This window comes from Hyphomicrobium sp. (assembly GCF_009026145.1).
Taxonomy (GTDB): domain Bacteria; phylum Pseudomonadota; class Alphaproteobacteria; order Rhizobiales; family Hyphomicrobiaceae; genus Hyphomicrobium_A.
Window position 1 is genome coordinate 109,627 of sequence record NZ_WBUE01000004.1, and the last position, 12,669, is coordinate 122,295.

The 12,669-nt window shown below is 65.9% G+C and carries 15 protein-coding genes; all 15 read right to left on the reverse strand.

The features are described 5' to 3' along the window. Positions 1-158 precede the first annotated feature (158 nt). The 15 genes from F9K20_RS05165 to F9K20_RS05235 all read right to left on the reverse strand — a co-directional run bounded on the left by F9K20_RS05165 (position 159) and on the right by F9K20_RS05235 (position 12,641). On the reverse strand, positions 159-1,169 hold the full coding sequence (locus F9K20_RS05165) for a hypothetical protein (RefSeq protein ID WP_290998146.1): 1,011 nt from the start codon (positions 1,167-1,169) through the stop codon (positions 159-161). Positions 1,170-1,369: 200 nt separating this feature from the next. Next, on the reverse strand, positions 1,370-1,702 hold the full coding sequence (locus tag F9K20_RS05170) for a hypothetical protein (protein WP_290998148.1): 333 nt from the start codon (positions 1,700-1,702) through the stop codon (positions 1,370-1,372). A gap of 170 nt (positions 1,703-1,872) precedes the next feature. Continuing rightward, positions 1,873-2,211, reverse strand: coding sequence for a YARHG domain-containing protein (locus F9K20_RS05175; RefSeq protein WP_290998150.1), 339 nt, complete (start codon positions 2,209-2,211; stop codon positions 1,873-1,875). 89 nt (positions 2,212-2,300) lie between these two features. Then, entirely contained in the window at positions 2,301-2,624 is a 324-nt protein-coding gene (locus F9K20_RS05180; protein WP_290998152.1) for a hypothetical protein, read from the reverse strand. A gap of 127 nt (positions 2,625-2,751) precedes the next feature. Further along, positions 2,752-3,804 carry a hypothetical protein gene (locus F9K20_RS05185; protein WP_290998155.1) on the reverse strand — a complete coding sequence of 351 codons (1,053 nt, stop codon included), beginning with the start codon at positions 3,802-3,804 and terminating at the stop codon, positions 2,752-2,754. Positions 3,805-3,850: 46 nt separating this feature from the next. Next, complete coding sequence (locus F9K20_RS05190; protein ID WP_290998157.1) at positions 3,851-5,383, reverse strand: acyl-CoA carboxylase subunit beta; 1,533 nt, start codon at positions 5,381-5,383, stop codon at positions 3,851-3,853. Positions 5,384-5,508: 125 nt separating this feature from the next. After that, on the reverse strand, positions 5,509-5,856 hold the full coding sequence (locus tag F9K20_RS05195; protein ID WP_290998159.1) for a hypothetical protein: 348 nt from the start codon (positions 5,854-5,856) through the stop codon (positions 5,509-5,511). Between the two features lie 40 nt (positions 5,857-5,896). Next, positions 5,897-6,232 carry a hypothetical protein gene (locus F9K20_RS05200; protein WP_290998161.1) on the reverse strand — a complete coding sequence of 112 codons (336 nt, stop codon included), beginning with the start codon at positions 6,230-6,232 and terminating at the stop codon, positions 5,897-5,899. A gap of 170 nt (positions 6,233-6,402) precedes the next feature. Further along, on the reverse strand, positions 6,403-7,176 hold the full coding sequence (locus F9K20_RS05205; RefSeq protein ID WP_290998163.1) for an ATP12 family chaperone protein: 774 nt from the start codon (positions 7,174-7,176) through the stop codon (positions 6,403-6,405). Further along, the gene (locus F9K20_RS05210) at positions 7,173-7,853 is read right to left on the reverse strand and encodes an HAD-IA family hydrolase (protein ID WP_290998165.1); all 681 of its coding nucleotides are present in this window, start codon (positions 7,851-7,853) and stop codon (positions 7,173-7,175) included. Before F9K20_RS05210 ends, F9K20_RS05205 begins: the two co-directional genes overlap by 4 nt. After that, positions 7,850-8,854 carry an RluA family pseudouridine synthase gene (locus tag F9K20_RS05215; protein ID WP_290998168.1) on the reverse strand — a complete coding sequence of 335 codons (1,005 nt, stop codon included), beginning with the start codon at positions 8,852-8,854 and terminating at the stop codon, positions 7,850-7,852. Before F9K20_RS05215 ends, F9K20_RS05210 begins: the two co-directional genes overlap by 4 nt. 110 nt (positions 8,855-8,964) lie before the next feature. Then, a complete protein-coding gene (locus tag F9K20_RS05220) occupies positions 8,965-9,204 on the reverse strand; it encodes a hypothetical protein (protein ID WP_290998170.1) in 240 nt (79 codons plus the stop codon). Between the two features lie 26 nt (positions 9,205-9,230). Next, on the reverse strand, positions 9,231-9,776 hold the full coding sequence (locus F9K20_RS05225; RefSeq protein WP_290998172.1) for a type VI secretion system amidase effector protein Tae4: 546 nt from the start codon (positions 9,774-9,776) through the stop codon (positions 9,231-9,233). A gap of 102 nt (positions 9,777-9,878) precedes the next feature. Further along, complete coding sequence (locus F9K20_RS05230) at positions 9,879-11,201, reverse strand: replication-associated recombination protein A (protein WP_290998174.1); 1,323 nt, start codon at positions 11,199-11,201, stop codon at positions 9,879-9,881. Positions 11,202-11,207: 6 nt separating this feature from the next. Continuing rightward, positions 11,208-12,641: a Do family serine endopeptidase gene (locus tag F9K20_RS05235; protein ID WP_290998176.1), complete on the reverse strand. Its 1,434-nt coding sequence runs from the start codon at positions 12,639-12,641 to the stop codon at positions 11,208-11,210. Positions 12,642-12,669: the final 28 nt, after the last annotated feature.

Consider the following 12,669-nt stretch of genomic DNA (forward strand, 5'->3'; position numbering starts at 1 on the left):
ACTAGGTAGGCGCGCCTCAGGAGGCCCGCCAGCCGGTTGCATAGCTGACGTTCTAGACGGCCATTGAAGTGTCGTAAACTGTCGCAGTTCGGCAAAAAGCGCGCAGATATGGGGCCGCGGGCCACACCGCGCAGCCCGCGGAGTGCCGCTGCACGACGTTAAGCAGCCCGCGCCAGGCGCTCGACCGCGGCTTGCAGATCCGGATGGATCTTGGGGCTTTCCTTCTTCAGGTAAGCGACCAGCGCCGCCTCGTTCGGCGTCGGATGCCCATCGCGACCGATCCGCCCGCACAGCCACGCGGCCTCGGCCTGCGTGATCTCCTCGTTGGTGATGATCTCGATGCGCTGCTGCTCCAGACGCGCCAGCGCCCGCTCCTCAGCGGATTGCTCCTGATAGGTGGCACGCACGGCATCGAGGCTCGAGGAAACCATGGCGGACAGCAATGCCAGGGGCGAGAGCTCCCCCTTGGCCTCCATCAGCCACGCATCGCGGCGCAGGGCCTCCTCGCGCGTCGGCACCGCCTGCCCGGACGCGGCCATGACGGCATTGGTCACCGCCTTGACGAACAGATCGGTCCACGCGGCGTTGGCCTGCGGGTCGAGGATGGCGTCGTTGATATCGAACAGGACCTCGGCCTCGGGGCGGGTGATGGCAACGTGTCCGTCGCCGCCGAAGGCATAAAGAATACGGCGGATGAGCTCGACCTCGCACTCGCGAATGGTCCCTGCCTGGTTCGGGTGCGCCTCGCGCAGCGGGCCATCGCCGTCGATGACGGCGCGCTTCACCTGCTGCAGGGCGATGCGCGACAGGCTGACGGGCGACCAGCGGGACTTGTCGAGGACGTTGACGATCAGATCGAGGTCCGACTTGCGCGCCACGACGCCGCCTGGGGCGATGCGGTCGGTGAGGCGCTTGGCCTCCGCGGCCGTCAGGTATCCCTCGGGCTCGACCTGGCTCACGAGGTGGTCGGTCAGCGCCTCGATGTAGAACTCGGCCCACGCCGGGTCCTGTTGCTGGCACGTCTCGTTGAGGGTGAAGAGGGCTTCGGCCTCGTCGGCAGAGATGAAGCCATCGTTGTGGAAGGCGCCCCTGAGCCTCAACACATCGACGTCATGGATACTGCCCCGCTGCAACATCTCGGTAATCGGAAGCGACTGCAACGCGCTCATCTCCAGCCCCGCTCGCAAAAGCTACATGCCGGCAGATTAGGGAACCGGGCTTACTAATTGGCTAACGTGTGCCCCGCCGCGGGGCACGTATGGCACCGACCGGCCCGCTGTGTTGCGCTTCCACATCAGCCACAGACCTCCAATGAAAGAAGGGCCGCCAAGCGGCGGCCCGAAGGTGAATGGAGGCACTTGTCGTCGACTTACTTGCCGACGCGCGGCAGCCACCACGCGCGCCGCCAGCCGTCGTTCTTCTCATCGGCAATATGCTCGGAGGCTTCGTTTTGCATGTAGCGGAGCTTGCGCCGCTCGGACTTGCTCAGATAGCCGTCGGACTTGAACTCGGCTTCCTTGTTGGCGATGCGCTTCTGCTCAGCGCGCAGCTTCAGGCCCTCGGTCCACGTGATCTTGCCGGTCTTGCGACCCTGCTCGATGCGCTTGGTCTGGTACTCCTGACGGTCGTCGAAGCTGTGCGCGGACGCACCGGCCGTGGTCGCGATGAGAACGGTCGTAGCGATGAGAGCGATCTTGTTCATGGTCCACCTCTTCCTCGGATCGGCACCGCTCCACCGGGAGCGGCGTGTTCGATGAGGCGGAGAATGCCGTCGGCGCTTTGAACCGGTTCTGAATGATGGTTACAGCCGCCGTTCATGTGCCGGGAGGGCCGGAATCGCGGCCTTGAAGCGGGGCCTGGCGCCCGGCTAGGTCAGCAGCCGCGCCGCTTCTCGATCGACTGGATGATGCGGATGTTGGCGCGCTCGAAGTCGTTGAGCGGCACGTCCTCCTGCACCGGATAGCGGCAGCCGTCGTTGCCGAACTCTTGCTTGCCGCGCTCGGTGTGGAAGCAGTAGCCGCGCGCCGCAAATATGCCGTTGCGCACCGTCCACAGCTGATCGCAGCCGAGCCGTTCGGCATCGGCCCGCGCTATCACGCGATTCTGCACGCAGCCGACGTCCTCGAAGCAAAGCCGCGCGGGATCCTCGTCGCCGGCCATCGCCGGGCCGGCGAACGCAAGAGCAACCACGACATAGAATGCCCTCTTCACTACAGACCTCCTATGGCCCCCAGCGCCGGCGGGCGCCTGCTTCGATGCCGCTAGCCTAGCACGTTCTGCCGGCGACAGGCCAAGGAGGCTCAGTTCGACTGCGCCGCGAGGTACTCGGCCCAGGTGACGTTGCCGTCTCCGTCGGCATCGACCTTGCCGAAGGCACGTCCGTAGGCGTCGTTCGCCTTGATCTTGGGCGCGCGGCCGATCTGGGCAGCGGCATTGAGATCGATGAAGGTCTTGAACTCGGCCGCCGTGAGCGCACCGCTGCCGCTGGCGTTCGCCGCCTTGAAGTTCTCCTGCGCCTGCTTCAACGCCTCCGGTGCCAACTGGGCGTGCACGGCGCCGATAGACGCCGCACCGATCAGTCCGGCGAACATCGCCGCGCGGCACGCGGCCTTTGCTTTCTGCATGATAGTCCTCCCAAGCCTGAGGTTCACGCCGCAGGTGTAGCCTCACGCTCGAGGCGCCATAACTGTAGATTTTCAGCTCCATTGCGATTTTCCGGCGCCGCCGCCCCGCATGCCACCGCGGGATCGATCAAGGCGCGGCGAGGCTCTTGAGCGGCGTCTCGGGCGCATACACGTACCAGAGCGGCGTCGATACGACCTCGAGACTCTGAGCGTCGCCGGCCCTCGCCATGACCTGCTCGGCAAACTGCTCAGGTGCTGCACCCGTTTGATCGGCAGGGACCATCGCGAGCGACAGAAAGAGCTGGTTGCCGTTCGCAAAGACGTCAACGATGCACATGTTGGTCGCCTCGTAGCCGAAGAGATCGAGCGTCTCGCGATACTTTCCTTGCGTAAGCTGGATTGGCTCGTCCGACCCGCGGATCTCCGGAAAATCGGATTGCCGCAAGCCGTGCAGCTCCTCAGGATCGTCGGCAGCGCGGCCCAACACCGTATGCGAGAAATTCGTCCACATATCCTTGTTGCGGCACGCCTGATCGAGCATGCGGGCCGTGAGGGCCGCAGGCGGCCTATAGCCTTTGAGCTTGATCGACCAGACGCCGGCCTTCTCGATGGTATCAACGTACAAGAGATAGTTCGGCCCAACCTGAAGCGCCCTGGCCAGGAGGCCGCGCGGGAAAAGCTCGCGCCGGTCTATCTCGAGCAACTTCGCGATCGCGTAAACGCCGCGGCGAAAGTTCTCAACGGTCGCCGCGGCGACGTCCGTGCCGGTGGCCGTGTTGAGGTAGGGTGCGTGAAAACCCAGCGTAGCGCCGACGTCCAGCGTGCGGTCGGGTCCCAATTCCCCGTCCTCGGACCGCTGGGCGTTGCCGGCGAGGAACAGGAAGGCGCAGGCCGAGTAGCACTGGGCGCCTCGATCAATCACCGTGGCAACGTTGGTGTGCTTGAGCAGGGTCGTAATCAGCTTCAGCGCTTCGTCGTAGTTGCCGCCGGGGCTGTTGAGGCACAGGCTCACGTTGGCGCTGTCGAAGCCGCCCGTAGACCCCAGGCCATCTAGCGCCGCAGAGAGCTTGTCGCTGTCCCCCGCCTCGATGGGGCCCTCGAGCCTCAGCTGGCAGCCCAGAAAGCCCCCAGGCCCGACCTCGGCGCCATGTGCCGGCAGCACCGAGGCCAGAAGAGCCAATGATCCGATTACAGCGCTGCCAAATCGAACCATGGCGGCTCAGCCCTTACAGCGGGATGTTGTCGTGCTTCTTCCAGGGGTTCTCGAGCGTCTTGTTGCGCAGCATGTTGAGCGCCCGGCAGATGCGCCGGCGCGTGCCGTGCGGCAGGATCACCTCGTCGATGTAGCCGCGCTCGGCGGCGACGAACGGGTTGGCGAACCGCTTCTGGTACTCGTCGATGCGCGCCTTGATCTTCTCCGGGTCGCCGAGGTCGGCGCGATAGAGGATCTCGGCGGCGCCCTTGGCACCCATGACCGCGATCTCGGCCGACGGCCAGGCGTAGTTGACGTCGCCGCGGATGTGCTTGGAGCTCATGACGTCGTAGGCGCCGCCGTAGGCCTTGCGGGTGATCACCGTGATCTTCGGCACCGTGGCCTCGGCGAAGGCGAAGAGCAGCTTGGCGCCGTGCTTGATGAGGCCGCCGTACTCCTGCGCCGTGCCCGGCAGGAAGCCCGGCACGTCGACGAAGGTGACGATGGGGATCTCGAAGCAGTCGCAGAAGCGTACGAAGCGGGCCGCCTTGCGCGAGGCGTCGCTATCGAGCACGCCGGCCAGCACCATCGGCTGGTTGGCGACGATGCCGATGGTGCGCCCCTCCATGCGCGCGAAACCGGTGACGATGTTCTTGGCGTAGGCTTCCTGGATCTCGAAGAAGTCGCCCTCGTCGACGACCTTCAGGATCAGCTCCTTGATGTCGTAGGGCTTGTTCGGGTTGTCCGGGATGAGCGTGTCGAGCGAGTAGTCGGGTCGATCGGCGCTGTCGGAGGTCGGCAGCGCTGGAACGCCCGACTTGTTGTTCGACGGCAGGAAGTCCATCAGGCGGCGCATCTGCAGCAGCGCCTCGACGTCGTCCTCGTAGGCGCGGTCGGCGATCGACGACTTGGTGGTGTGCACCTTGGCGCCGCCGAGCTCCTCGGCCGTCACCGTCTCGTTGGTCACCGTCTTCACCACGTCGGGGCCGGTGACGAACATGTAGCTCGTGTCTTTCACCATGAAGATGAAGTCGGTCATCGCCGGCGAATAGACGTCGCCGCCGGCGCACGGGCCCATGATCACCGAGATCTGCGGGATGACGCCTGAAGCGAGGACATTGCGCGTGAACACCTCACCATAGCCGCCGAGCGCGTCGACGCCCTCCTGGATGCGCGCGCCGCCGGCATCGAAGAGGCCGATGATGGGCGCGCGGTTCTTCAGCGCCATGTCCTGGATCTTGGTCATCTTCTGGGCGTGCGCCCCGGACAACGATCCGCCGAACACCGTGAAGTCCTTGGCGAACACGTAGACGACGCGGCCGTTGATCGTGCCCCAGCCGGTGACGACGCCGTCGCCCGGCGTCTTCTGCTTCTCCATGCCGAATTCGGCGCAGCGGTGCTCGACGAAGGTGTCGAACTCCTCGAAGGAGTCTTCATCCATCAACAGCTCGATGCGCTCGCGGGCGGTCAGCTTGCCGCGCTTGTGCTGCGCGTCGATGCGTGCCTGCCCGCCGCCCAGCCGAGCATTCGCGCGGCGCTTCTCCAGCTCTTCGATGATATCCTTCATGGCCTTCCCTCGAGCGCGCCATCCGGCGCCAAATGGTCGAGAGCGCTCATAGCACGCGGCTTGGCCCGTGAGAACGCGGGCCAAATGAGCCAATGTGCGACGTTTCGGGTCGGCCCCGAGGCCGGCTAGGCCTGGCTGCGTCGGCTGCGTAGATAGTGCGCGACCGCCCTGACGGCCAGCCAGATCTCAACCACGCCGGCAATCAGGAAGGGGATGCCGATCGCGGGCAGGGCCGCCTCGGCGACAGCCGCGGAGATGAGGCCGAAGTGGCCGGCGAGCTGGACCAGGGAGAACAGGCTCAAGAGGCCGATGATGACCAGCGCCACCCGCATCAGGTTGGGATGCTCGCGCCACAGGTAGGCGTTCAGCGGATACTTCGCGCTCCAGCCCTTCAGGTTGGCGACGATCAGGAGCGGCATCGCAACCACCACGAAGATGTTGAGCAAGAGGTCGTAGGTTGTGAGAGGTTGCATGGACGTCTCCCTTGGCCACCTTGCGGGGCCTCGTTGCGCACTACGCGCCGCGGCTGGAGCGCATGTATTTGACGAAGGCAAGGCTGCCCATGACGATGATCGCCATCGACAGCACGAACAGCGGGATGCCGAGCGCCATCGACAGAAGGTCATCGGCTTCCAGCGATAAGAACCCGTAGTGGGAGAGAAGCCTCGCCGCCGCCGACGCGAAGACCAGGCTGAGAAACACGAGCGAGGTCCAGACCAGCGTGGGGCTCTCGCGCCAAAGGTACCCCTGCAGGCCGCCTTCGCGCTTGGAGTAGTTCACCCAGATGATCAGCGGCATCATGACGACGACGATGATCGCGACCCAAAGGTCGAAGGGGCTGAGGGTCATCGGCCGGCTCGTATCACGAGAGGCATGGCCGCGATGACGATGATCAAGATCGCGAGATCGAAAAGGCTCAACATGGACCGCTCCTAGGGCTAAATCCTGGATCGGTCGTCACTCTAGAATCCCGCAAGACCGGGGGCTGTTCCTCCGGGAACAGCCCCGCGCGGCGGCTCTCAATCGGCCGCAAGCAACTGCAGAAAGCGGCTTGCCGCCTGCATTTCGGCGTGGCGGCGGGCGCGCCGCTCGGCGGCCTCGACGTCCACCCCCCAGCGCGCGATCTGCCAGTCCTCATCGAGGTGCGCGGCATCCCAGGCGGCCTCGACGCCGAGGCGTCCCTTGGCCACCGCAAGGGCGAGGAACGCCGAGCCGGTCAGTGTCGTCATCACGTGCAGGCAGGTGAGCGCAAAGGCGCCGAACGGCGTAAGGAGATCGCCGAAGCGCGACAGCGCTTGCCGGCTCTGCGTCACCGGCATCACCCCCTCGGCCAAGAAAAAGCGGGCGCCACTCTCCGCCTCGACCCAGCGCAGGACGGGATCCCACGCGGCCGCCTGCAGCACGGCGAGGGCGACGGGGGCCTCGGCGCGGTAGCAGAGAAGGTCGCTGCCAGCGAAGCGTACGATGTCGCCAGCCACCTCGGGCATGCTGCCGGCGACGCCGTCGATGGCCGTGATGGCGAGCTTGGACAGCGGCATGGTGACGGGGTCGATGCGTTCCTTCTGCGCGGCCCACTCAGCGGCCATGGCCTCGGCAAGGGAACGCGTCGGCACGCTGAGCGGCAGCTTCTTCGGCGTGCGCACGGGGCGCCCGTCGAGCAGGACCGCGAATCCTCCGTCGTCCGCCTGCCCCACCGAGACATCGGTGTAAAAGCGCTTCGGCAGCGGTGGCTGCAGAGCCTCCTTGCCGGGGACATTCGCAGCCGCCGGGGCAGTATCATCCGGCTCGCTCACGCCGCCTTCTCCCGCCCTGCAAAGAACGCGTCGACCGTGGCCGTAAGGTCTTGGCACGCCCCGATCACGGCATGGGCGCCGGCAGTCTTTAGCTCGTCGATGGAATGATAGCCCCAGCCGACGCCCAGCGCCCCAGTACCGGCGGCGAGCGCCATCTCCATGTCGAAGGTCGTGTCGCCCACCATGACCGTGCGCTCGGGGGCAACGCCAGCCTCCGCCATGGCGGCGCGCAGCATAGCCGGATCCGGCTTGGAGGGGTGATCGTCCGACGTTTGCACGGTCAGGAAGCGATGCCCCCAGCCCTCGCGCGCAAACAGGCGGTCGATGCCCTTGCGCGATTTGCCGGTGGCGATGCCGAGGATGAGATCGTCGCGGTCGCCGAGGGCCTCGATGGCGGCGGCGATACCGTCGAACAAAGGCTCATGCAGGGCGGGATCGCGGCGGATTTCCAGGAAGGCGGACTTATAGCGCTCCACCATGGCGGTGCGCAGCTCTGCATCGAGCTCGGGCGCCAGAGCCGCCAACGCCTCGGGGAGCGACAGGCCGACGATAGCCAGCGTCGCCTCTCGCGTTGGCGGAATGAGGCCCAAGCCGGTGAAAGCGTGGGCCATCGCCTCGCAGATACCGTTCTGGCTGTCGACCAGCGTGCCGTCGCAATCGAGGACGACGAGCTTCATCGGCTGGCCTCCTCGTAGCGGTCGGCGTCGAGGCTGAGCAGATCCCAGGTCTTGCGCATGTGCTCGGGCAAGGGCGCCGTCACGTCGATCTTGCCACCGGTGAACGGGTGCGGGAGCACGAGCCGACGGGCATGCAGGTGCAGCTTGTTGTCGATTTGCTCGGCGGGGAGATTTTCATCGCCACCATATTTGTTGTCGCCGACGATCGGATGGCCAATGAGCGCCATGTGAGCGCGCAGCTGATGCTGGCGGCCGGTCACCGGCTTGAGCGACACCCACGCGGCCTTGTTGGCCAATCGATCGATGACCGAGTAATGCGTCGTCGCATGCATCGCCTCCTCCTGCTCGCCGGGGAGCGCCTTGCGCACGCGGTCGCCGTCGGGACCGGCGGCTTTGACGAGCGCGGCTTCGACCTTGCCCTGCGGCGGTTTCGGCACGCCCTTGACCAGCGCCCAGTAGGTCTTGGCGGCGGAGCGGGTCTGGAACACGCGGCCGAGCTTAGCCGCGGCATCGCGATGCTTGGCGATGAGCAGCACGCCGGTAGTGTCGCGGTCGAGGCGATGCACGAGGCGCGGGCGCTCGCCGCCGAAGCGGTCGGCCATGCCGGCCAGCATGCCGTCGATATGCCGCTTGGTGCCAGTGCCGCCCTGCACGGCGAGCCCGAAAGGCTTGTTGAGGACGAGCACGTGCTCGTCCTCGTAGAGGATCATCTTCTCGATGCGGTCGCGGTCGGCCTTGGAGAGCCCGAGCGGCGGCTTCACGCTCGGGGCGGCGGACGGCTTAGCGGCAATGCGCACGATGGCCGGCACCCTGATCTGGGCCCCGGCGGCGAGACGAGCGTTGGCCTCCGCCCGACGGCTGTCGACGCGCACCTGGCCGGTGCGCAGCAGCTTTTGCAGATAGGAATAACCGACATCGGGGAAGTGGAGGCGAAACCAGCGATCGAGGCGCATGTCCGCTTCGCTCGCCTTCACTTCGATGGTTTCGACGCGATCGCTCATCGAGGTTCAATAGGGGTGCGCGCGGGCGCGCGCAACCGTGGGAGGGGGCGCGGTCCGGCCGCGGGCCGACTATATCCCCCGCTCAACCGATAAAGGTAAAGATGCGGCTATCAGGCCGCCGGCGTGTCCGCGCGCCCGGCGCCGCCGATGACCCAACCTACCAGCCAGCCAACGAAAAGGGCGGCGGCGTTCGTGCCGATAAACACCAGCATATGCAAATTTTCCGCGTCGTCGGAACTTTCGAACGACTGGCGCGCGACCACCCAGTCGGCAACCGACGAACTCAGGAACACCGTAGCGAGCGCCGCTGCGATGAACGCGAACACCATGGCAACGATGTAGCGCAGCATGCAAGACCCCCGGGGCGCTAGTGTCCCTATTTCACTTCCCAAAACCAGATTTCGCCGGCGTTGGCGTAGTTCGAATAGTACCCGACCCACGAGAACCACTCGAGCAGCCACTTGGCCGACGACCGATAGCCGTTCCACACGTCGATATGATCGCCCGTCGCGCGTCCCGAGTCGGAGCTCCGTTTCCAATAATCCTGGAAATAGATGATCCCGGTGCGCCCGAACAGCTTCGGGTAGTAGTGCGCGGCCTCGGTGCCGGTGATCTTCTCCACCGGCGCGATGCCCGGAATGTTGGCGTGGGTGATGGCGTTGGCGAGCTGGCTGGCGTTGATGAAGTGCATGTCGGAGCGCGGATGCACGGCGCAGGAAGCGCAACCGCCAATCTGGCCGTCGGCGACCCCAGCGCGACGCAGGGCCACCCCCATGCGGATGGCACACTGATTGTGAAACACCGGAAAGCCCATGGCGACGTGCTGGCCTTCCATGTTCGTCAGGTCGTGCGGGGCGATGCACGGCGTGGTCACGGACTCGTTGATCGGATGTCCGCGCCACAGATCGATGAATTGAACCATCAGACTGCCCCTCCAACGACCCTTCCCTACCGCCAACTATAGGGGTTGGATGTGACGTCGTGAACTCGTGAAATCGCGAGGTGGACCCGCGACTTCGCCATTTCACGATTTCGCAGGTCCGCGCTTGGCCCTGAGGTCCGCCCAATACGTCAGACGCTTGCGGATTTCCCGCTCGAAGCCGCGATCGGGCGGATCGTAATACTGCGGGCGGTTAGCGAACTCCTCGGGGAAATAATCCTGCCCGGAAAATGCCCCCTCGGCGTCGTGGTCGTATTCGTAACCGGCCCCGTACCCCTCCGACTGCATGAGCTTGGTCGGGGCGTTGAGGATGTGCTTTGGGGGGCTGAGCGAGCCGTGCTCCTGCGCCGCGCGCATCGCCGCCTTGTAGGCGACGTAGGCGGCATTCGATTTGGGCGCCGTGGCGAGATAGATGGTCGCCTGCGCCAGCGCCAGCTCGCCCTCCGGACTGCCGAGGAAGTCGAACGTATCCTTGGCGGCAAGCGCCTGCACCACCGCCTGCGGATCGGCGAGGCCGATGTCCTCGATCGCCATGCGCACCAGGCGGCGGGCGAGGAACAGCCGGTCCTCGCCACCGTCGAGCATGCGCGCCAGCCAGTAGAGCGCAGCGTCGGGGTCGGAGCCGCGCACCGACTTGTGCAGCGCGCTGATCAGGTTGTAGTGCCCCTCGCGCGATTTGTCGTAGAGCGGCGCGCGGCGCTGCACGAGCTCGCTCAGAGCCGCGCGGTCGATGGGCTTGCTACCCGGCGCCACGGCGGCGAACACCTCGTCGGCAAGATTGATCGCCGCGCGGCCATCGCCGTCGGCCATCACGATCAGAGCCTCGCGCGCATCGGCATCGAGCGGCAGCGCACGCTTCTCTTCCCGCTCGGCGCGCAGCAAGAGCTCCTCGATCGCCGCCTCACTGAGGCGATTGAAGACCAAAACGGAAGCGCGGCTCAAAAGTGCCCCATTGAGCTCGAAGGAAGGGTTCTCCGTCGTCGCCCCGACGAGCGTGATGGTGCCGTCCTCCATGTGCGGCAGGAAACTGTCCTGCTGCGCCCGGTTGAAGCGGTGGATCTCGTCGATGAAAAGGAGCGTCCCCTTGCCGTGCTCGCGACGCGCCTTGGCGCGGTCGAAGGCTTTGCGCAGATCCTGCACGCCGGAGAAGATCGCCGACAGCTGCTCGAACTCCAGCTGTGTCTCATGAGCGAGCAGGCGGGCGACCGTCGTCTTGCCGGACCCCGGTGGGCCCCAGAGGATGAGGCTCGGCAACCGGCCGCTCCTCAGCATGCGCGTCAGCGTGCCCGAGGGGCCGACGAGGTGCTCCTGGCCGACGACCTCCGACAGCTTCGTCGGGCGCAGCCGGTCGGCGAGCGGGCGCGGCGCTCCCTTTTCAAGTCCGGCCGCTTCGAACAGGGTGGCCAAGGCCGCTTATCCCGACATTTGCAGCTTCATCAATCGCCCGCCGCGCTTGATGGTAACGCTCCAGATGCGTTGCGGCGTGCGGGTTATCTCGTCGAGCATGACGACGTCGGTGATCTTGTCATTGCCGATCTGAACGATGATATCGCCTGGCTGGAAATCGAGGCGAGCGGCAACGCCACCCGAACGCACCGCAATGATAACGACGCCATCCGTCTCGTCGAGATTGAACTCGTCAGCGACGCTCGGGAGAATGTTGGAGACGCGCGCGCCATCGAATGGATGGTTGCCGGACAGGTTGCGCACATCGTCCTTGCCGGGCTTGGGCGCCGGCACCAGTGTCACTTCAACAGCGACGCGCTTACGGCTGCGTATCACGTCGAGGCGGCTGTTATTGCCGACGCCGCGGGTCGTCAGCCGGTAGTGGACAGAATGGGCGTCGGCGACCTCGAAACCGTCGACGGCGACGATCACGTCACCCAGCTGCAGCCCGGCTCTGGCCGCCGGGCTGTTGTTGGTCAGACGCACCACGACGGCGCCCGAGATGCGCTCCAGACCGAGATTGGTGGCCATCTCGCGCGTAACGGTCTCGAGCTGCGCGCCGAGCCATGGCCGTTCGATCTTGCGGCCGGCGATGGCGTTGTCGGCAACGAGGCGCACGAGGTTCGAGGGGATGGCGAAGCCGATGCCGACCGAGCCCCCCGATTGCGAGAAGATCATGGTGTTGATGCCGGCCAGCCTGCCGTTCATATCGACGAGGGCACCGCCCGAGTTGCCCGGATTGATGGCGGCGTCCGTCTGCAGGAACACCTGCGTGTCGGACTGCGCCATCTCGGTGCGCGCCAGGGCCGAGATGATGCCGCTGGTGACCGTCTGGCCGACGCCGAACGGGTTGCCGATGGCGAGGACCACGTCACCGACCTCGAGCTTGTCGCTGTCGGCAAACTGCAGATACGGGAAGTCCGTGCCTCCCTTCTCGATCTTCAGCACGGCGAGGTCGGTGCGCTCGTCCTGGGCGACGATGCGCGCGTCGTACTCGCGCTTGTCGGCCAACGCGACGCGGATTTGCGTATCGGTGCCACCCCGCACGACGTGGGTGTTGGTGACGATGACACCGTCAGGGCTGATGATGACGCCGGAGCCGAGCGAGGACTGGATGCGCTCCTGCGGCAGGCCGAAGCCGCCGCGGCCACCGAAGAAGCGCTGGAAGAATGGATCGTTGGCGAAGGGCGACACGGTGGTGCGCACGCGCGAGCGGACGTAGACGTTGACCACCGCCGGCGCCGCCATCTTGACGATGGGCGAATAGGAATACTGCAGGGCCTCGCGCGAGGGCGGCACCGCGCGCTCCTGCGCCGGTGCGGCCACCGGCGCCACGCCGGCCACGGTGGCCAACGCCAGGGCGGCGGCTTTTTGCTTAAAGCTCAACTTTATCGTCGGCATGCTCATGCTGCTTGGCGACCCCTGGCAC

Bases quoted from the DNA above. Each gene is read 5' to 3' on its own strand.
- F9K20_RS05215 (WP_290998168.1), bottom strand. From the start codon at position 8,854: ATGAGCGATCGCGTCGAAACCATCGAAGTGAAGGCGAGCGAAGCGGAC.
- F9K20_RS05195 (WP_290998159.1), bottom strand. From the start codon at position 5,856: ATGCAACCTCTCACAACCTACGACCTCTTGCTCAACATCTTCGTGGTG.
- F9K20_RS05180 (WP_290998152.1), bottom strand. From the start codon at position 2,624: ATGCAGAAAGCAAAGGCCGCGTGCCGCGCGGCGATGTTCGCCGGACTG.
- F9K20_RS05190 (WP_290998157.1), bottom strand. From the start codon at position 5,383: ATGAAGGATATCATCGAAGAGCTGGAGAAGCGCCGCGCGAATGCTCGG.
- F9K20_RS05200 (WP_290998161.1), bottom strand. From the start codon at position 6,232: ATGACCCTCAGCCCCTTCGACCTTTGGGTCGCGATCATCGTCGTCGTC.
- F9K20_RS05170 (WP_290998148.1), bottom strand. From the start codon at position 1,702: ATGAACAAGATCGCTCTCATCGCTACGACCGTTCTCATCGCGACCACG.
- F9K20_RS05210 (WP_290998165.1), bottom strand. From the start codon at position 7,853: ATGAAGCTCGTCGTCCTCGATTGCGACGGCACGCTGGTCGACAGCCAG.
- F9K20_RS05235 (WP_290998176.1), bottom strand. From the start codon at position 12,641: ATGCCGACGATAAAGTTGAGCTTTAAGCAAAAAGCCGCCGCCCTGGCG.
- F9K20_RS05225 (WP_290998172.1), bottom strand. From the start codon at position 9,776: ATGGTTCAATTCATCGATCTGTGGCGCGGACATCCGATCAACGAGTCC.
- F9K20_RS05165 (WP_290998146.1), bottom strand. From the start codon at position 1,169: ATGAGCGCGTTGCAGTCGCTTCCGATTACCGAGATGTTGCAGCGGGGC.
- F9K20_RS05220 (WP_290998170.1), bottom strand. From the start codon at position 9,204: ATGCTGCGCTACATCGTTGCCATGGTGTTCGCGTTCATCGCAGCGGCG.